Below are 17,892 nucleotides of genomic sequence, written 5' to 3'. Positions count from 1 at the left end.
CGGCGGGCAGGAAAAAGACACATACAGACAGCCAAGCATCGCCCACCGTGATGCTGTTGGATGGATCAGGCCGGTCTCCGGGCTCATGAGTGGCATTGGATGCCGAAGGTGCGCCTTCCCATATCGCGGGCGATACAGTGGCTTAAGGCACCGTCTTGACTCATTTACCGTTGCGGGGGCAGCGCCGGGATCGTGGCAGCACTGTAGAAAAATGCGCTCACTCACCGGCTTCCCTGTTTCACTCAGTCGGCGCGTACGCCACAGAGCACCTGAAACAAGCCGCGAAGGTTAGTGGGTTGGGGGTGGAGCGTCAATTAAAGCCGGACATGCGCGTGAACCATCGGGCCGCTGTGTGCCTCTACCGCTACAGGTATTAAGGAGAAAACCATGCACAAGACCCGACTTGCCCTACTGATCATGCTCGCCGGCACCCTCGCCGCCTGCGGCGAAAGCTCTACCCTGCAAGTGTCCGACGGCACCGGGCCCTCGCCCAAACTGCCGGAACCGAATAAAACCCTGATCCCCACGGTGAATATCGCCCCGGCCATCGGCTGGCCCGAAGGCACCAAGCCAACGGCGGCGGCAGGCACTCAAGTAGCGGCGTTTGCCGAAGGCCTGGACCATCCGCGCTGGCTGTATGTGCTGCCCAATGGCGATGTGCTGGTGGCAGAAACCAATGCGCCACCCAAGCCGGACGATTCCAAGGGTATTCGTGGCTGGGTGATGGAGAAAGTCATGGGCCGCGCCGGGGCCGCCGTGCCGAGCCCCAACCGCATCACCCTGCTGCGGGACGCCGACCACGACGGCATAGCCGAAACCCGCACGGTGTTCCTGGAGAACCTGAACTCGCCGTTCGGCATGACACTGGTGGGCAACGACCTGTATGTGGCCGATTCGGACAAGCTGCTGCGCTTCCCCTATCAGCCAGGCGAAACCTCGATCAAGGAAGCCGGCACCACGGTGACCGACTTGCCGGGCGGCAGCATCAACCATCACTGGACCAAGAACGTGGTCGCGAGCCAGGACGGCAGCAAGTTGTACGTCAGCGTGGGCTCCAACAGCAACGTCGCGGAAAACGGCCTGGAAGCCGAACAAGGCCGCGCGGCGATCTGGGAAGTGGACCGTGCTACCGGCCAGCACCGTATCTTCGCCTCTGGCCTGCGCAACCCCAACGGCATGGCTTGGGAACCGCAAAGCGGCAAGCTGTGGACGGCGGTCAATGAGCGCGATGAAATCGGCAGCGACCTGGTGCCGGACTACATCACCTCGGTCAAGGATGGCGCGTTCTATGGCTGGCCCTTCAGTTACTACGGGCAGCACGTGGATGTGCGGGTGAGTCCGCAGAACCCGGAACTGGTAGCCAAGGCGATTGCCCCGGACTACGCGGTAGGCCCGCACACAGCCTCCCTGGGACTGACCTTTGCCGAGGGCAGCAAGCTACCGGCGCAATTCAGCAATGGCGCGTTTATCGGCCAGCATGGTTCGTGGAACCGCAAGCCACACAGTGGCTACAAGGTGATCTTCGTGCCGTTTGAAGGCGGCAAACCCAAAGGCCAGCCGGTGGATGTGCTGACCGGGTTCCTCAATAGCGATGAGAAAGCCATGGGCCGCCCGGTCGGCGTGGTGATCGACAAGCAGGGGGATTTGCTGGTGGCGGATGACGTGGGGAACAAGGTGTGGCGAGTGTCGGCGGCTAAATAGCCAGCTTCGCAAACACCCCAAAACAAATGTGGGAGCGGGCTTGCTCGCGAATGCAGTGTGTCAGTCAGCTTGTTGTCGACTGATCCACCGCATTCGCGAGCAAGCCCGCGCCCACATTTGGTTTCGTGTTTTCCTAGGGGTTTCGTGCCAGGTGCTCGGCTGGCAACACACGCTTGGCGCTCAGGTAGGCGTTTTGCCAATAGGCTTTGGACAGCGTGTCCAGCTTCACCGTACCGCCGGTCTGCGGCGCATGCACAAAGCGCCCTTCTCCCACGTAGATCCCGGCGTGGCTGACCTGCGAGCCGCCACCCGTGGCGAAGAAGATCAGGTCACCGGTCTGCAGGTTGTTTTCGCTCACGTCCTGGGCGCGCATCACGATCAGCTCGCGGGTGGTACGTGGCAAGGAGATGCCCGCCGCGTCACGGTAGACGAAACCGATCAAGCCACTGCAATCAAACCCCGAGTCCGGCGTGTTGCCGCCCCAACGATAAGGCGTGCCGACCAGGCCCAGCGCACGAAAAAGCACGTCTTCGGCCGCAGGCGAGAAACTTTGGGTGGCATAGGTGTTGAACACCGGCTTGGGCTTGACGGCCACGGGAGCAGGCGGTGGACGGCTTGCGCAGGCGCTGAGCAGCGCGGCGCAAACGAGAAGAATTAGGCGGGCCGAGGTCGACATGGGCAGAACAATCCTGATCTGGATGCGGCTTTCGCTGCCGAACGTTGAAAAACAGAACGCGCAAGCAAAGCTCGCGCGATCAATTTACAACAATGTCCAGGGATTCTAGCGCTTACACGTCAAACTTCAAGTATCACTTTAACTTTACTTGCTGGCGGTAACGGTAGTCGGGGCCATCGCCAGGGCGCGCTTGGCTTCGATGAAGGTTTTGCTCCAGTAGCTGTCACCCAGGTTGTCGACTCGCACACCACCGCTGCGGCGGCTGCTGGAGTGGATAAACTGGTTGTCGCCCAGGTAGATACCGGCGTGGCTGACACGACCACGGCCAGCCGTACTAAAGAAAAGCAGATCACCGGGCTTGAGGTTGTTCCGCGCGACCAACGGTGCATCCACGTTGATCATTTCGCGGGTGGAACGCGGGAGGTTCATGCCGGCTTCCTCGCGGAACAGGTAGCCGATGAAACCGCTGCAGTCGAAACCGGCTTCAGAGGTACCGCCGAAACGGTAACGGGTACCGATCAGGGACATGCCGCGTTCGAGAATGCTGTCGGCCAGAACTGGAAGCTGGTAAGGCTTGGCGCCGGCGAAGTCGGCGAGTTCTTTTTCAGTTGCGATCTCTTCCTGATAAACAGTGGAAGACTGCGACGCAACGAATTTTGCCTGGGACTGCTGTACTGGTTTTTGCTGCTCAGCCACGTTTTGAGTGTGGGTGGCGCAACCAAACAACAGGGTAACGAGTGCGAGAGGCACGAGGGGTGCGAAGCGATTTAGCATGGGCACGACCGTGGCTGATGTGTAAAGAAGCCGAGACTATGCCTTCTATCACATCGATTTGCAAATTCAATCGTGATCTATGTGACTTCTTGTTTGGACTATGACATCTAAGCCCTTAACACCCTATGCCAGCCATTTGCGTGGCCAAAACGGCCCAAACGCAGGTTTTCTGGCGCCTGTAATTTGCCGAAAGCCCCGGCTTTAAAGGGCTGGCTACCAGCCCAGGGTTTCTTTGAGGAAGGGAATAGTCAGCTTGCGCTGGGCTTGCAAGGAAGCCTGGTCGAGCTGTTCGAGCAAGTCGAACAGTGCGCTCATGCTGCGTGTACCGCGAGTGAGAATAAAATGCCCGACTTCATCGGTCAGGTGCAACCCGCGGCGCGAAGCACGCAGTTGCAGGGCCCGCAGTTTGTCTTCGTCGGACAACGGGCGCATCTGGAAAATCAGCGCCAGGGTCAGCCTCGACTTCAAGTCCGCCAGCTTCACCGGCAGCTCACGTGGCGAGGTGGAGGCGGCAATCAACAAGCGCCGGCCGCTGTCACGCAAGCGGTTGAACAGATGGAACAGTGCCTCTTCCCAATCTGCCCGCCCCGCCACTGCCTGCAAATCGTCCAGGCAGACCAGTTCGTATTGTTCAAGGTTGTCGAGGATCTCGATACCGCGGTCCAGCAGCTCCGCCAGCGGCAGGTACACCGCCGGTTCACCCATCTGTTCGAAGCGCAGGCAAGCGGCCTGTAACAAGTGGGTACGCCCCACGCCGTGCTTGCCCCAGAGGTAGATCAAGCTTTCGGTCCACCCGGCGTCGGCTTCGCAGAGCCGCTCGACATAGCCGAGTGCAGCGGCATTGGCACCTGGGTAGTAATTGATAAAGGTGGCGTCGTCACGCAGACGCACACCTAGGGGCAGCTGAATCGGTTTCATGCTGACTGAACGGTTCCAATCGAACCGTTAGTGACCTCTGTGTAAAGTTTGCAAAGTTTATACCCGTGACGCCGGGCGCACAATGCAGCAGACCACAAGCAAAATCAAAGGTTTGCGTTAACTTGTTGGATTTGGTGAGGAATGTTTGACGCAATGGCGAAACGCCAGAGCCGATAAATGACAAACCCGGCCTTGAGCCGGGTTTGTGATGCTGCGGTTATAACTCCGGTTCGTCGGTTCCGGCGTACATGTCCGAGTCCTTGTACAAGTCGTGCACATGGCGCACCAGCACCATGATCACCGCCGCCACCGGCAGCGCCAGCAGGATGCCGGTAAAGCCGAACAGCTCGCCGCCCGCCAGGATCGCAAAGATCACCGCCACCGGATGCAGGCCGATCCGGTCGCCCACCAGCAACGGCGTCAGCACCATGCCTTCCAGGGCCTGGCCGACCATGAACACCGCGACAATCCCGAGCATCGGGTACAGGTCGCCGTGGAACTGGAACAACCCGGCCACCAGCGCCGCACCGATACCAATCACAAAGCCCATATAAGGCACGATGGCTGCCAGGCCGGCGATCAGGCCGATCAACAGCCCCAGTTCCAAGCCGATCGCCATCAACCCCGCCGCGTAGATGATCCCCAGCGCCAGCATCACCAGCAACTGGCCACGGACGAAGGCGCCGAGCACCTCATGACACTCCTCGGCCAGGGAGACAATGCGCTCCTCACGGTCGCGCGGCAGCAGGCCGCGGATCTTGGCCATCATGATGTCCCAGTCCCGCAGCAGGTAGAACGCCACGACCGGGATCAGCACCAGGTTGGTCAGCCAGCCAATCAGCGCCAGGCTCGACGCCGTCGCCTGGCTCAGCACCACGCCGACAATGTCGGTGGTCTGGCCCATGTGCTCGCTGATGGCCGCCTTGACCTTGTCGAACTTCCAGAAGCCGTCTGCCAGCCCCAGCTTGGCCTGCGCCCACGGCATGGCCGTGTGTTGCAGCCAGTCGAGCATCTGCGGCGCCAGCTCATAGAGCTTGAACAGCTGCTTGGCCAACATCGGCACCAGCACCAGGACCAGCGCCGTGATGATCAAGGTGAACAACGCAAACACCGCCACCACGCCCCAGGTACGTGACAGGCCGAGCTTTTCCAGGCGATCCACCACCGGATCGAACAGGTAGGCCAGCAGTAACGCGACCAGGAACGGCGTCAGGATCGAATGCAGCAGGAACACAAAAACGCACAGCAGGACAATCCCGCCAAGCCACACCCAACGACGCGTATCCGCCATAAACCACTCCCTCTGTTATTTGCTTCCTGCTTCTATATAAGAAGGAAGAACACTTACCAATGAAAACGTAGCTGCGGCGTCGGCTCGACCGGTGCCGGTTGCGCGCCTTCTACCACCGGCTGCGGAGCCGGAGCTTCACCTGCCGGGATTTCCTGCAACTTGGCCAGGCTCAACTGGGTGCGCAGCTGCTCGGCGCTGCCATTCACCCGATAAACGATGCGAGTGCCGTCCACGCGCACTGGCTGGGCACCGAACGGTTCCAGCAGATGGCCGAGGGCGGCGTAATGCTCGAGATTCATGCCCTGCACTTCCAGCAACTGATCACTGGTGGCAGCGCCGGCCTTGACCGCAAAGCGTGGTGCCAGGCGTTCGCTGACGGCCAGCAGCACGGCGTCAGCCAATGCGGCAGTATCCGTGCCGGTGGCGGTGCCCTGCTCGCTTTTATCCCCCAGCCACAGGCGCCATTTGGCCGACCATTGGCCGCCATCTTCGCGAGCATGCACCGCCAGCAAGGCATCGGCACCATAACGCTCGGACGCGGCGCGCAGCGGTGTGGCGTCAGGGCTTTCAAGATTCGGGGCGGTGGCGACGATCTGTTCGTCCAGGTCACCCAATGGCAGACGCAGCGGCAAACCACGGTGCTGGGCCGCGCGGCGCAGCGGCTGGGCGACGGCCTGGCCATCACCGACCAGGCTGCTGCCTTCGACGGAATCGTTCAGCCACCAACCGAGGATCGATGGCCGATTGCTGCCCCACAGCGCCAGGCCCGCGCCACGCAACGCGCGGTCGGTGCTGACCGGGTCGAAATCCACCTGCAGGCTTTCCGGCGGGCCGGCGTCGTAGCCGTACTGACTGATGATTTGTTGCGGGTCTTTGCGGATCGCCGCCAGGCCCGGGCCATCGGCGGCCTTGGCGTCGCCGGTCAGGCGGATCACCAGGGTTTGCAGGGCACGCTGGGTCGCCTGGTCGCGCTCCTGGGGAGACTGACTGCTGACCGGCTCCAGCACTTGATAGAGACCATTGAGGGTTTCGGCATGACTCGCCAGGCTGACCAACGACAAGCAGCCCACAAAAAAATATTTACTCAGACCCATGAAAGAAGATTCCCGAACGGCAAATAAGCGGTTGGAACAGACCGCGTGAACACTGTTGAGCAAGGCTGTGACCACAGCGACCGGCAAAACATTCACAGGGTCTCGGCAAGTTTTTGTACTGTCATAACGATAGCGAGTTAAAGGCTATACCTTAATAGGGCCTGTGACCGACTCGATTAGCGATTTTTTTAACAGCTATTGCCCCTGCCCGTCGGCCCGAGGATGGCCGCTGCCCCTCAAGCCTGATAAAATCGCGCGCCTTCGCAGACCGTCAATGGCAGGCCGTGCTGAAACTTCAGGTTTCGGTACACCCGCCGCATTCGGTCGTTACCCCTGAATCCCCCCTAAAGGCCTGGATCATGAGCAAGCAACCCTCCCTGAGCTACAAGGACGCCGGTGTAGACATCGACGCCGGTGAAGCATTGGTCGAACGCATCAAGAGCGTCGCCAAGCGCACTGCGCGCCCCGAAGTCATGGGCGGCCTGGGCGGTTTTGGCGCCCTCTGCGAGATCCCGGCCGGCTACAAGCAGCCTGTATTGGTCTCCGGCACCGACGGTGTGGGCACCAAGCTGCGCCTGGCACTGAACCTGAACAAGCACGACAGCATCGGCATCGACCTGGTTGCCATGTGCGTGAACGACCTGGTGGTGTGCGGCGCCGAGCCGCTGTTCTTCCTTGACTACTACGCCACCGGCAAGCTCAACGTCGAGACCGCTACCCAGGTGGTCACCGGCATTGGCGCTGGCTGCGAACTGTCCGGCTGCTCCCTGGTCGGCGGCGAAACCGCTGAAATGCCAGGCATGTACGAAGGCGAAGACTACGACCTGGCCGGTTTCTGCGTCGGCGTTGTCGAAAAATCCGAAATCATCGACGGCTCCAAGGTGGCTGCCGGTGACGCCCTGCTGGCCCTGCCATCGTCCGGCCCGCACTCCAACGGCTACTCGCTGATCCGCAAGATCATCGAAGTGTCCGGCGCCGACATCGAAACCATCCAGCTCGACGGCAAGCCCTTGACCGACCTGCTGATGGCCCCGACCCGCATCTACGTGAAGCCGTTGCTCAAGCTGATCAAGGACACCGGCGCGGTCAAGGCCATGGCCCACATCACCGGTGGCGGCCTGCTGGACAACATCCCGCGCGTACTGCCTGAAGGCGCCCAGGCGATTGTCGACGTGGCCAGCTGGCAGCGCCCGGCAGTCTTCGACTGGCTGCAAGAGAAAGGCAACGTCAACGAAACCGAGATGCACCGCGTGCTGAACTGCGGCGTGGGCATGGTCATCTGCGTGGCTCAAGAGCACGTTGAAAGCGCGCTGAACGTATTGCGTGAAGCCGGCGAACAGCCTTGGGTCATCGGCCAGATCGCTACCGCCCCTGAAGGCGCGGCTCAGGTTGAACTGAAGAACCTTAAGGCGCACTGATGCCTGCAACCTGTGATGTCGTGGTGCTGCTCTCCGGCACCGGCAGTAACTTGCAGGCCCTGATCGACAGCACGCGCGCCGGCGACAGCCCGGTGCGCATCGCTGCGGTGATTTCCAACCGCAGCGACGCCTACGGCCTGCAACGCGCCAGGGACGCAGGTATCGACACCCGCTCCCTGGATCACAAGGCTTTTGAAGGCCGCGAGGCCTTCGACAGCGCCTTGATCGAACTGATCGACGCCTTCAACCCCAAACTCGTGGTACTGGCCGGCTTCATGCGCATTCTCAGCGCTGACTTCGTGCGTCACTACAACGGGCGTCTGCTGAATATCCACCCGTCCCTGCTGCCAAAATACAAAGGGTTACACACCCACCAGCGTGCCCTGGAGGCCGGCGACACCGAGCACGGCTGCAGCGTGCACTTTGTCACCGAGGAACTCGATGGCGGGCCTCTGGTCGTACAGGCAGTAGTTCCGGTAGAGTCTGCGGACTCTGCGCAGACGCTTGCGCAACGGGTTCACACCCAGGAACACAGGATTTACCCGCTGGCTGTTCGCTGGTTCGCTGAGGGGCGGTTGATTCTTGGCGACCACGGTGCATTATTGGACGGTCAGTTACTTGCGGCCAGCGGCCACTTGATTCGAACCTAGGAGACTTTATGCGTCGCGCCCTGCTCTTCGCTTTTGCGCTGTTCGCCTTGCCTGCCGTGCAAGCGGCAGACCTTCACCCTTTCTCCGCCAGCTACACCGCCGACTGGAAACAGTTGCCCATGAGTGGTTCGGCAGAACGCAGCCTGACCAAGAATGACAACGGCAGCTGGACCTTGAATTTCAAGGCTTCCATGATGATCGCCAGCCTGACTGAAACCAGCGTGATCCGCTTCGACAAAGACGCCCTGCAACCGGTGAGCTACACCTTCGAACGCGGTGGCCTGGGCAAGACGAAGAAGATCAACCTCGACTTCGATCAGACGGCCACAGAAAGTCACCGGCTTTGAAAACAAGGACCCGGTCAACGTGGCCCTTCAAAGCGGCATGCTCGACAAGTCGACCTACCAGCTGGCATTGCAGCGCGATGTGGCAGCCGGCAAGAAAAGCATGAGCTACAACGTCGTCGAAGGCACTGATGTCGATACCTACGACTTCCGCGTGATCGGCCCGGAAAAGGTCCAGACCAAAGCCGGCTCCATCGATGCGATCAAGGTCGAGCGCGTGCGTGACCCGACTCAAAGCAAGCGCATTACCCAAATGTGGTTTGCCAAGGACTGGGGCGGCATCCTGGTTGCCCTGCGCCAGGTCGAGACTGACGGCAAGGAATACAACATCATGCTGCAAGACGGTACCGTTGACGGCAAGGCTGTCAAAGGCAGCTGATCCTCTGCGCAATGAAAGAGCCTCGCGTACGCGGGGCTTTTTTTCGCCTGTCGCCTGACGCCAACATGAAACTTTTGTCATAAAACTCAGCACCCTGCGACGCAATGTCGCGGTTTCCGTGGGCTCGCGGGATTACTCCATTTTCTGTAAAGGTGTGTTGCAATTCCTGGTTATTTACTTAGCAAGCTAACAAATCATATAACAAAGGCCTGCGACGCCTTGCCGCAGATCAACCAGAGATTGGAGCAAGCAGATGACTGTAAAAGTAACTGAACGCGACGATGAACATATGTCCCATGAAGCAGTAGCCCACGGGATTCACATCTGGGATGTACACCAGCAAGACCTGCTGGTCGGCATGTTTCACGACGAGGCCGAAGCTCATAATTATAAAAACGAGCTCGAGACCCTTGAGATGAAACGCCAGGCGCAAAGCTCCTGAAACTCTGAAATCCTGTAGATAACCAGCCCCACGCAGCTGGAGTGTCTATAAACACAAACCCCGCCTTTTGAGCGGGGTTTGTGTTTTTGGGGTTGGGGGTTGGGATTTTGGGGGCGCTTCGCGCCCCAGCGGGAGCAAGCTGCCTCGCCACAACAAGCTCCCTCGCCACAACAAGCCGTCTCGCCACAATGTGTGTTTCTAACGCATTACCACATCAGGTCATCAGGGATCTGGTAGGCGGCGTACGGATCATCCTCATCCGGCACCTGGCTTTCGGTCAGCACGTTCATCTGGACGATGCGCTCTGGCGCCCGCTCCTGGATCTTCAGCGCGGCTTCGCGCGGGATCACCTCGTAACCGCCACCGTGATGCACGATCGCCAGGGAGCCGTTGCTCAGCTTGTTACGCATCAGCGTGTTGACCGACAGGCGCTTGACCTTCTTGTCATCCACGAAGTTGTAGTAGTCCTCGGTGGTCAGCTTGGGCAGGCGCGAGGTTTCGATCAATTGCTTGACCTGCGCAACGCGGGCCTTAGCCTCGGCCTTTTCCTGCTGCTGACGGTTCAGCTCCTGGTCGCGCTTGACCTTTTCGGCATGCGCCTGGATGGCCAGGCGCGCCTGGCTGTCGTCCGCTTCGGCCTGGCCTTTATGCACCAGGCGCTGCTGTTTCTGTTTCTCTTTGCCGACCTGCTTGGCCTGCTTTTGGTTGACCAGGCCTGCTTTGAGCAACTGGTCGCGAAGGGAAATGCTCATGGTGCTTACTCACTTGGGCAACGGCTCAGCCGCAGCTGGACAGATTCTTTTCCTGGCGTTTGGCTTCACCCCACAGGGCGTCCAACTCTTCGAGGGTGCAATCTTCTATGGGACGGTGGGTCTCGCGCAATGCCTGTTCGATAAATCGGAAACGTCGTTCGAATTTAGCGTTGGCTAAACGCAAGGCTGCTTCCGGGTCGACCTGGAGGTGACGGGCCAGGTTGACCGCCGCAAACAGCAGGTCACCTACTTCATCGGCGATGGCTGCCGGGTCGTTATCGGCCATGGCTTCGAGCACTTCATCCAGCTCTTCGCGCACGTTATCCACCACGGGCAACGCGGCCGGCCAGTCGAAACCCACCTGCCCGGCGCGCTTTTGCAATTTGGCGGCGCGGGAAAGCGCCGGCAAGGCTGTGGGCACATCGTCCAGCAAGGACAGTTGCTCCGGTGCGTCGGATTTTTCCGCACGCTCCTCGGCCTTTATTTCTTCCCAACGCTGCTTGACCTGCTCTTCGCTCAGCTGCGGAATATCCAGCGGCGCGTACAAGTCTCCCGTGGGAAACACATGCGGGTGACGGCGAATCAACTTGCGGGTAATGCTGTCGATCACCCCGGCGAATTCGAAGCGCCCTTCTTCCCGCGCCAGCTGGCTGTAATACACCACCTGGAACAACAGGTCGCCCAGCTCACCTTGCAGGTGATCAAAATCCCCGCGCTCGATCGCATCGGCGACTTCGTAGGCTTCTTCCAGGGTGTGGGGGACGATAGTGGCGTAGGTTTGCTTGATGTCCCACGGGCAACCGTATTGCGGGTCGCGCAGGCGGTTCATCAGGTGCAGCAGGTCTTCAAGTGAATACATCAGTCTCTTTCCGCAGAAGTGGGAACGCTGAGGATCAAATGTGGGAGCGGGCTTGCTCGCGAAGGCGTCGTGTCAGTTACCTGATATTTGACAGACACATCGCCTTCGCGAGCAAGCCCGCTCCCACATTTCAGTCCGCGCTCATCCAGCTACTCATGGCGTGCGATTACGCCGGGTCTCAATGATGTTCGGCAACTGGGAAATACGCCCCAGCAACCGACCCAACGCGTCCAGCCCCGGAATCTCGATGGTCAGGGACATCAGCGCCGTGTTGTCCTCTTTGTTCGAGCGGGTGTTGACCGCCAGCACGTTGATCCGCTCATTGAGCAGCACCTGCGACACATCACGCAGCAGCCCGGAACGGTCGTAGGCACGAATGATGATGTCCACCGGATAGGTCAACACCGGCACCGGGCCCCAACTGACCTGGATGATCCGCTCCGGCTCGCGCCCGCCCAGTTGCAACACCGAGGCACAGTCCTGGCGGTGAATGCTCACCCCGCGGCCCTGAGTGATGTAACCGACGATGGCGTCGCCCGGCAATGGCTGGCAGCAGCCGGCCATTTGCGTCATCAGGTTGCCGACGCCCTGGATCTGGATATCGCCGCGCTTGCCCGGCTTGTAGCCGGTGGCCTTGCGTGGAATCAGTTCCAGCTGCTCGCTGCCACGCTCCGGCTCAACCAGTTGCTGGGCCAGGTTGACCAACTGCGCCAGGCGCAGATCGCCGGCACCGAGGGCGGCGAACATGTCTTCGGCGATCTTCATGTTGGCCTTTTCGGCCAGCTTGTCGAAGTCCACCTGCGGCAGGCCCAGGCGTGCCAATTCGCGCTCGAGCAAGGTCTTGCCGGCGGCGACGTTCTGGTCGCGCGCCTGCAATTTGAACCAGTGGACGATCTTCGCCCGCGCCCTGGACGTGGTGATGTAGCCCAGGTTCGGGTTCAGCCAGTCGCGGCTCGGCGTACCGTGCTTGCTGGTAATGATCTCGACCTGTTCACCGGTCTGCAGGCTGTAGTTGAGCGGCACGATGCGCCCGTTGATCTTGGCGCCACGGCAGTTGTGGCCGATCTCGGTGTGCACCCGGTACGCAAAATCCAGCGGTGTGGCGCCCTTGGGCAGGTCGATCGCGTGGCCGTCGGGGGTGAAGATGTAGACCCGGTCAGGTTCGATATCTACCCGCAGCTGGTCGGCCAAACCGCCGATGTCGCCCAGCTCTTCGTGCCACTCCAGCACCTGGCGCAACCAGGAGATTTTCTCTTCGTACTGGTTCGACCCGGCCTTGACGTCGGTGCCCTTGTAGCGCCAGTGAGCGCATACGCCCAGCTCCGCCTCTTCGTGCATCGCGTGGGTGCGGATCTGTACTTCCAGCACCTTGCCCTCGGGGCCGATCACTGCCGTGTGCAATGAGCGGTAACCGTTTTCCTTGGGGTTGGCGATGTAGTCGTCGAATTCCTTGGGGATGTGCCGCCACAGCGTGTGCACGATACCCAGCGCGGTGTAGCAGTCGCGCATTTCCGGCACCAGCACACGCACGGCGCGCACGTCGTAGATCTGGCTGAAGGCCAGGCCCTTGCGCTGCATTTTGCGCCAGATGGAATAGATGTGTTTGGCCCGGCCGCTGATGTCGGCTTCAACGCCGGTGGCCTGCAATTCCGTGCGTAACTGGCTCATCACGTCGGCGATAAAGCGCTCACGGTCCAGCCGCCGCTCATGGAGCAGCGTGGCAATCTGTTTATATTGATCGGGTTCGAGGTAACGGAAGGACAAGTCCTCCAGTTCCCACTTGATATGGCCGATGCCCAGGCGGTGGGCCAGCGGCGCGTAGATGTCGAACACCTCGCGGGCGACGCGGTTGCGCTTTTCGTCGTCGGCGGTTTTCACCGCCCGAATCGCGCAGGTACGCTCGGCCAGCTTGATCAAGGCGACGCGCACGTCGTCGACCATCGCCACCAGCATCTTGCGCAGGTTTTCCACCTGGCCCTGGGTGCCCAGCACCATCGACTGGCGCGGGCTGAGGCTGGCACTGATCGCCGCCATGCGCAGCACGCCGTCGATCAGCTTGGCCACCACGGTGCCGAAACGCTGGCTGATGGTGGGCAACTGAATGTGCCCTTCGCGCACGCCGCGATACAGCACCGCCGCGATCAGCGAATCCTGATCGAGCTTGAGATCGGCGAGGATCTCGGCGATTTCCAACCCGGTGCGAAAGCTTGAAGTGCCTTCGGCCCACAGGTTCTTCGCCGCATTGTCTTGCTGTTCAGACTCACGAGCGAACTCGCAGGCTGCTTTCAAGGCTTCACGGTCCAGTGCCGGGTCGACACTGATGGCATGATCCAGCCATGCCTCGAGATTGATACTGCCGTCGGTGTTGATCGGCTGGTGTGCTCTCACCTGTACCATCTTGCTTACCTTCCCTACGACGCACCTTTTAGTGCGTCAAAATCATCGCTGACCTGCTTTACAAAAAAAGCTTGTGCACGCTCCCTGGCAGGTCACAGGCCCAGGAGATGCAGGCCAGTCGGATTAAACGGGCATCCTAGCCCGCTTCAAATAACGCCATGGCCTCGACATGGGCCGTCTGGGGAAACATGTCGAGGATCCCGGCACGTTTTAGCCGGTAGCCTTGCTTGACCAACTCGACCGTGTCCCGCGCCAGCGTTGCCGGATTGCAGGACACATACACCAGGCGATCAGCCCCCAGGGTAGCGAGCTTGCGCACAACCTCCAGGGCACCATCGCGGGGTGGGTCCAAGAGTACCGCAGAAAAGCCCTGTTTGGCCCATTCCGCGTCGGTCAAAGGCTGGGACAAATCGGCCTGAAAAAACTGAACATTATGCAAATTATTGCTGACGGCATTCTGTGCCGCCCGGTCCACCATGGCCTGCACGCCTTCCACCGCCACCACTTCCCGCACTTGGCGGGCCAGCGGCAAGGCGAAGTTGCCCAAGCCACAAAACAAATCCAGCACCCGCTCGTCGGGCTTTGGCGCCAGCCAATCCAGGGCCTGGGCGACCATCGCCTGGTTGACCCCGGCGTTGACCTGCACAAAGTCTCCCGGGCGGTACGCCAACTGCAGATCCCACGGTTCCAGACGGTAGCCCAAGGCCTGGTCTGGTTCGACCGGTTGCGGCTGGCCCTCGCCATGCAGCCACAGTTGGGCTTCATGGAACGTGCAAAATTCCTGCAGGATCGTCAGGTCCGCTTCGGACAAGGGCGCCATGTGTCGCAACAACACGGCAATCGACGAACCACTGAATAATTCCACATGCCCCAATGCCTGAGGCTTGCTCAAGCGCCGCAGCATGTTGGGCAAACGCTGCATGATCGGTTGCAAGGCCTGTACCAGCACCGGGCAATCGTCGATGGCGACGATGTCCTGGCTGGCCACGGCACGAAAGCCGACCTCGAGTTTCTTCGCCTTGGCATCCCAGCGCACGGCCACGCGGGCGCGGCGACGATAGCCGAATTCCGGCCCACTCAAAGGCGCGGCCCACTCCTGGGGTTCGACACCGGCCACACGGGATAATTGCTCGGCGAGCATGCGCTGTTTCAGGGCGAGTTGTTCGTCATGGGGCAAGTGTTGCAGGCTGCAACCGCCACAGCGGCCGGCGTGCACACAGGGTGCCGGACGGCGCAGTTCGCTGGCGGTAAATACGCGCTCGGTGCGCGCCTCGACCACTTTGCCGTGGGCGCCCAACACCCGCGCTTCCACCTCTTCACCGGCCAGCGCACCCACGACAAACCAGGTGCGGCCTTCAAAGAACACAATGCCACGGCCGTCGTTGGCCAGGCGCTCGATGGTCAGGCGCTGCTTCTTGCCTACAGGAATCTGTGGGGCCCGGCTGCCGCCCGTCGGTTGGAAGCGCAGGCCTCTCTCGTGCTTGGCCATCAGTTGGGCGCGTCGAAAATGCCGGTCGACAGGTAACGGTCGCCACGGTCACAGATGATCGCGACGATCACCGCGTTTTCCAACTCCTGGGACAAGCGCAACATCCCGGCCACGGCGCCACCGGACGACACGCCGCAGAAGATCCCTTCTTCACGGGCCAGGCGGCGGGTGGTGTCTTCGGCTTCACGCTGGGCCATGTCGATGATGCGATCGACGCGAGCCGCGTTGTAGATCTTCGGCAAGTACTCTTCGGGCCAACGACGGATCCCCGGGATCGCTGCGCCTTCCATCGGTTGCAGGCCGACGATCTGGATCTCGGGATTCTGCTCCTTGAGGTAGCGCGAATTGCCCATGATGGTGCCGGTGGTGCCCATCGAACTCACGAAGTGAGTGATGGTGCCCTGGGTCTGGCGCCAGATTTCCGGGCCAGTGGTGGTGTAGTGCGCCTCGGGGTTGTCGCCGTTGGCGAACTGGTCCAGCACCAGGCCACGGCCTTCGGCAGCCATACGCTCGGCGAGGTCGCGGGCGCCTTCCATGCCTTCTTCCTGGGTGACCAGGATCAACTCGGCGCCGTAGGCGGTCATCGCCGCCTTGCGCTCGGCGCTGCCGTTGTCGGGCATGATCAGGACCATCTTGTAGCCCTTGATCGCCGCGGCCATGGCCAGGGCAATCCCGGTGTTACCGGAGGTGGCTTCGATCAGGGTGTCGCCGGGCTTGATCTGCCCACGCAACTCGGCGCGGGTGATCATCGACAACGCCGGGCGGTCCTTGACCGAGCCGGCCGGGTTGTTCCCTTCGAGCTTGAGCAACAAGGTATTGCTGGTGTTGCCCGGCAAGCGCTGCAAGCGGACCAGCGGGGTGTTGCCGACGCAATCGGCGATGGTGGGGTACTGCAAGGTCATGGCGTATTCGCAATCCAGACTGCGGGGGCGACCATCATACCGGGAAAGGCTGGCGGGCCATATCACGCAAAGTGTGGTGCTTATCGCTTAATGGAATAAGTCAGGCGGGGCCGTGGTTTCTCTGGAACACTTCATCGCCCATCGCGGCAATCTGTCCTTCGATCAATGCCTCGAACGGTTTCAGCAGCGGCTCAAATGAGGTGGGCGCTTCAAGCACTTGCAACGCCTGCACGATGGCCTCCACCGTCGACAACGCTCCAGGCCCCGGTGCCTTGCGCAGCCGATAACGGGACACGGCGCCTTCCGCCAGCGTCACCCGAGGCAGCGCCGCCAATAAAGGATTGAGGTGCAGCAACTTGCGCGCCTTGCGCCAGGTACCGTCCGGCACCACCAACAGCAACGGTTCGTCGGATGGCGTATAGGCCTGCAAGGGTTGGGCATTTTCGTCCGGAAACAACAGACGCGCCTGATAACCCGGCGGATTCAACAACGCCTGCAAATCCTCAAACACCTCCCCCACCACCAACTGCGCATTCACCAAGCCCAGCGCCGCCAACCGCGCGGTATTCAAGGCGTGATTGACCTCACTTGGGTGCTGCAACAGCAACACCCGGGTGCGGCTATCCAGGCTCGGAATCAGCGCGCACAGGCAATGGGTGGTGGGCCGCAGACAGCGGGAGCATTGGGGTCTGGACATGGGTTTTCAGGCCTGGTTGAGCTGGGCTTTGAGTAAATCGCGGAAGGTCTGGATCAGGGGTTCGCGGCTGCGGCCCCGGCGCATGATCATCGAGAACGGCGCCTGGTAACCAAAGGTCGCCGGCAGCAGTACCCGCAAATCCCCTTTGTCGGCCCAGGCCTGGGCGTAGTGTTCCGGGAGGTAGCCGATGTAGGCGCCGGACAGCACCAGGATCAATTGCGCCTCCATACTTTCCACCGTGGCGGCGCTGTGCTTGAAGCCGTGACGCGCCAGTTCGGCCTGGCTCCAGTAACCACGACCGACCATGCGTTGCTGGGTGATGACTTGTTCGGGAATGCGCCGCTCGTTGAACAATGGGTGACGGGTGCTGCAATACAGCCAGTGCTGTTCGCGGTACAGCGGCATATAGATCAGCCCGCTCATCCGGTTGGAAAACGCACCGATGGCCAGGTCCAGGCGATTGTCCTGGACGCCGAGTTGCAACTCGTAAGGACTCATCACCGACAGGTGCAAATGCACCGCCGGGTGTTCCTGACTGTAGGCGCCGATCACTTCGGCAAACGGCAAGGCCTTGTCGCTGACGGTGGAGTCGAGTACGCCGAGTTTCAGGGTGCCGCGCAGTTCGCCTTTGAGCGCGGCGGCGTATTGCTCGAAGCCTTCCAGCTCGCCCAGCAGGCGCAGGGTTTCCTGATGGAACAACTCGCCCTTGCTGGTGAGGCTGAACCCGCCCCGCCCGCGATGGCACAGCACCAGGCCCAACGCGGCTTCCAGCTGGCTCATGTAAGTGCTGATGGCCGAGGTCGACAGGTTGAGTTCGTGCTGGGCATTGGCGAAACCCTGGTGCCGCACGACGCTGACGAAGATGCGCAGGAGTTTCAGGTCGGGCAAGGCGTTGGCCATAAGATCTCCAAGTAACACAAAACCTGTAGGAGCTGGCTTGCCAGCGATGCAATCCACTCGGTGCGCCTGCTACACCGAGGCGCCTGCATCGCTGGCAAGCCAGCTCCTACAGTTGCAGCCGAGTTTACCTCAGGCATTAGTTTAGAAAAATCTGAACTAAGTATTTGCCCCTGCCGATTCTTCCCTTCCCATGCATTTCGCAGAATCGG

Annotated in this window: 16 protein-coding genes, 1 pseudogene and 1 riboswitch; of the genes and pseudogenes, 5 read left to right on the top strand and 12 right to left on the bottom strand. The window is 60.8% G+C overall.

Annotated features, from left to right (window positions below):
* Nucleotides 1-50: 50 nt before the first annotated feature.
* Nucleotides 51-288, bottom strand: a riboswitch (cobalamin riboswitch).
* 99 nt (nucleotides 289-387) lie between these two features.
* Complete coding sequence (locus QF039_RS03860) at nucleotides 388-1,701, top strand: sorbosone dehydrogenase family protein (protein ID WP_008438196.1); 1,314 nt, start codon at nucleotides 388-390, stop codon at nucleotides 1,699-1,701.
* Between the two features lie 133 nt (nucleotides 1,702-1,834).
* Here QF039_RS03860 and QF039_RS03855 read toward each other — a convergent pair whose 3' ends face one another.
* The 5 genes from QF039_RS03855 to QF039_RS03835 form a co-directional block, all read right to left on the bottom strand.
* Nucleotides 1,835-2,377: a C40 family peptidase gene (locus QF039_RS03855; protein WP_003210749.1), complete on the bottom strand. Its 543-nt coding sequence runs from the start codon at nucleotides 2,375-2,377 to the stop codon at nucleotides 1,835-1,837.
* Nucleotides 2,378-2,521: 144 nt separating this feature from the next.
* The gene (locus QF039_RS03850) at nucleotides 2,522-3,151 is read right to left on the bottom strand and encodes a C40 family peptidase (RefSeq protein WP_003210748.1); all 630 of its coding nucleotides are present in this window, start codon (nucleotides 3,149-3,151) and stop codon (nucleotides 2,522-2,524) included.
* A gap of 213 nt (nucleotides 3,152-3,364) precedes the next feature.
* Complete coding sequence (gene hda / locus QF039_RS03845) at nucleotides 3,365-4,069, bottom strand: DnaA regulatory inactivator Hda (RefSeq protein ID WP_003210747.1); 705 nt, start codon at nucleotides 4,067-4,069, stop codon at nucleotides 3,365-3,367.
* Between the two features lie 217 nt (nucleotides 4,070-4,286).
* Nucleotides 4,287-5,360: an AI-2E family transporter gene (locus tag QF039_RS03840; protein WP_177019653.1), complete on the bottom strand. Its 1,074-nt coding sequence runs from the start codon at nucleotides 5,358-5,360 to the stop codon at nucleotides 4,287-4,289.
* Between the two features lie 53 nt (nucleotides 5,361-5,413).
* A complete protein-coding gene (locus QF039_RS03835) occupies nucleotides 5,414-6,454 on the bottom strand; it encodes a DUF2066 domain-containing protein (protein WP_003210745.1) in 1,041 nt (346 codons plus the stop codon).
* Between the two features lie 359 nt (nucleotides 6,455-6,813).
* Here QF039_RS03835 and purM point away from each other — a divergent pair, with 359 nt between their 5' ends.
* From purM to QF039_RS03815, 4 genes and pseudogenes are all read left to right on the top strand, one after another.
* Nucleotides 6,814-7,872: a phosphoribosylformylglycinamidine cyclo-ligase gene (purM, locus tag QF039_RS03830; protein WP_003210744.1), complete on the top strand. Its 1,059-nt coding sequence runs from the start codon at nucleotides 6,814-6,816 to the stop codon at nucleotides 7,870-7,872.
* The gene (gene purN / locus QF039_RS03825) at nucleotides 7,872-8,522 is read left to right on the top strand and encodes a phosphoribosylglycinamide formyltransferase (RefSeq protein WP_008438189.1); all 651 of its coding nucleotides are present in this window, start codon (nucleotides 7,872-7,874) and stop codon (nucleotides 8,520-8,522) included. Before purM ends, purN begins: the two co-directional genes overlap by 1 nt.
* 8 nt (nucleotides 8,523-8,530) lie before the next feature.
* Nucleotides 8,531-9,245 (top strand): annotated as a pseudogene (locus QF039_RS03820) (DUF3108 domain-containing protein).
* Between the two features lie 253 nt (nucleotides 9,246-9,498).
* Nucleotides 9,499-9,687, top strand: a complete 189-nt coding sequence (locus tag QF039_RS03815; RefSeq protein WP_003210741.1) for a hypothetical protein — start codon at nucleotides 9,499-9,501, stop codon at nucleotides 9,685-9,687.
* A 206-nt stretch (nucleotides 9,688-9,893) separates the two neighbouring features.
* On the opposite strand, the gene QF039_RS03810 is transcribed toward QF039_RS03815, so the two are convergent.
* From QF039_RS03810 to QF039_RS03780, 7 genes are all read right to left on the bottom strand, one after another.
* Nucleotides 9,894-10,439 carry a DUF2058 domain-containing protein gene (locus tag QF039_RS03810; RefSeq protein ID WP_003210740.1) on the bottom strand — a complete coding sequence of 182 codons (546 nt, stop codon included), beginning with the start codon at nucleotides 10,437-10,439 and terminating at the stop codon, nucleotides 9,894-9,896.
* Between the two features lie 25 nt (nucleotides 10,440-10,464).
* Entirely contained in the window at nucleotides 10,465-11,298 is an 834-nt protein-coding gene (mazG, locus tag QF039_RS03805) for a nucleoside triphosphate pyrophosphohydrolase (RefSeq protein ID WP_003210739.1), read from the bottom strand.
* A 153-nt stretch (nucleotides 11,299-11,451) separates the two neighbouring features.
* The gene (relA, locus tag QF039_RS03800) at nucleotides 11,452-13,695 is read right to left on the bottom strand and encodes a GTP diphosphokinase (protein WP_008438176.1); all 2,244 of its coding nucleotides are present in this window, start codon (nucleotides 13,693-13,695) and stop codon (nucleotides 11,452-11,454) included.
* Nucleotides 13,696-13,831: 136 nt separating this feature from the next.
* Nucleotides 13,832-15,184 carry a 23S rRNA (uracil(1939)-C(5))-methyltransferase RlmD gene (gene rlmD / locus QF039_RS03795; protein ID WP_008438175.1) on the bottom strand — a complete coding sequence of 451 codons (1,353 nt, stop codon included), beginning with the start codon at nucleotides 15,182-15,184 and terminating at the stop codon, nucleotides 13,832-13,834.
* Nucleotides 15,184-16,086: a cysteine synthase CysM gene (cysM, locus tag QF039_RS03790; RefSeq protein WP_003210736.1), complete on the bottom strand. Its 903-nt coding sequence runs from the start codon at nucleotides 16,084-16,086 to the stop codon at nucleotides 15,184-15,186. Before cysM ends, rlmD begins: the two co-directional genes overlap by 1 nt.
* Before the next feature lie 100 nt (nucleotides 16,087-16,186).
* Nucleotides 16,187-16,783, bottom strand: coding sequence for a tRNA-uridine aminocarboxypropyltransferase (locus QF039_RS03785; RefSeq protein ID WP_307517015.1), 597 nt, complete (start codon nucleotides 16,781-16,783; stop codon nucleotides 16,187-16,189).
* Nucleotides 16,784-16,789: 6 nt separating this feature from the next.
* Nucleotides 16,790-17,683, bottom strand: coding sequence for a LysR family transcriptional regulator (locus tag QF039_RS03780; RefSeq protein ID WP_003210734.1), 894 nt, complete (start codon nucleotides 17,681-17,683; stop codon nucleotides 16,790-16,792).
* Nucleotides 17,684-17,892 lie beyond the last annotated feature (209 nt).

The organism is Pseudomonas sp. W2I6, assembly GCF_030815935.1.
Lineage (GTDB): Bacteria > Pseudomonadota > Gammaproteobacteria > Pseudomonadales > Pseudomonadaceae > Aquipseudomonas.
Note: the sequence above shows the minus strand (reverse complement) of the source record. Positions and strands in the feature narration are given on the sequence as shown.

What these genes read in the sequence shown, in the direction of transcription:
- QF039_RS03860 (WP_008438196.1), top strand. Translation starts at nt 388, where the DNA reads ATGCACAAGACCCGACTTGCCCTACTGATCATGCTCGCCGGCACCCTC.
- QF039_RS03855 (WP_003210749.1), bottom strand. Translation starts at nt 2,377, where the DNA reads ATGTCGACCTCGGCCCGCCTAATTCTTCTCGTTTGCGCCGCGCTGCTC.
- QF039_RS03850 (WP_003210748.1), bottom strand. Translation starts at nt 3,151, where the DNA reads ATGCTAAATCGCTTCGCACCCCTCGTGCCTCTCGCACTCGTTACCCTG.
- hda (WP_003210747.1), bottom strand. Translation starts at nt 4,069, where the DNA reads ATGAAACCGATTCAGCTGCCCCTAGGTGTGCGTCTGCGTGACGACGCC.
- QF039_RS03840 (WP_177019653.1), bottom strand. Translation starts at nt 5,360, where the DNA reads ATGGCGGATACGCGTCGTTGGGTGTGGCTTGGCGGGATTGTCCTGCTG.
- QF039_RS03835 (WP_003210745.1), bottom strand. Translation starts at nt 6,454, where the DNA reads ATGGGTCTGAGTAAATATTTTTTTGTGGGCTGCTTGTCGTTGGTCAGC.
- purM (WP_003210744.1), top strand. Translation starts at nt 6,814, where the DNA reads ATGAGCAAGCAACCCTCCCTGAGCTACAAGGACGCCGGTGTAGACATC.
- purN (WP_008438189.1), top strand. Translation starts at nt 7,872, where the DNA reads ATGCCTGCAACCTGTGATGTCGTGGTGCTGCTCTCCGGCACCGGCAGT.
- QF039_RS03815 (WP_003210741.1), top strand. Translation starts at nt 9,499, where the DNA reads ATGACTGTAAAAGTAACTGAACGCGACGATGAACATATGTCCCATGAA.
- QF039_RS03810 (WP_003210740.1), bottom strand. Translation starts at nt 10,439, where the DNA reads ATGAGCATTTCCCTTCGCGACCAGTTGCTCAAAGCAGGCCTGGTCAAC.
- mazG (WP_003210739.1), bottom strand. Translation starts at nt 11,298, where the DNA reads ATGTATTCACTTGAAGACCTGCTGCACCTGATGAACCGCCTGCGCGAC.
- relA (WP_008438176.1), bottom strand. Translation starts at nt 13,695, where the DNA reads ATGGTACAGGTGAGAGCACACCAGCCGATCAACACCGACGGCAGTATC.
- rlmD (WP_008438175.1), bottom strand. Translation starts at nt 15,184, where the DNA reads ATGGCCAAGCACGAGAGAGGCCTGCGCTTCCAACCGACGGGCGGCAGC.
- cysM (WP_003210736.1), bottom strand. Translation starts at nt 16,086, where the DNA reads ATGACCTTGCAGTACCCCACCATCGCCGATTGCGTCGGCAACACCCCG.
- QF039_RS03785 (WP_307517015.1), bottom strand. Translation starts at nt 16,783, where the DNA reads ATGTCCAGACCCCAATGCTCCCGCTGTCTGCGGCCCACCACCCATTGC.
- QF039_RS03780 (WP_003210734.1), bottom strand. Translation starts at nt 17,683, where the DNA reads ATGGCCAACGCCTTGCCCGACCTGAAACTCCTGCGCATCTTCGTCAGC.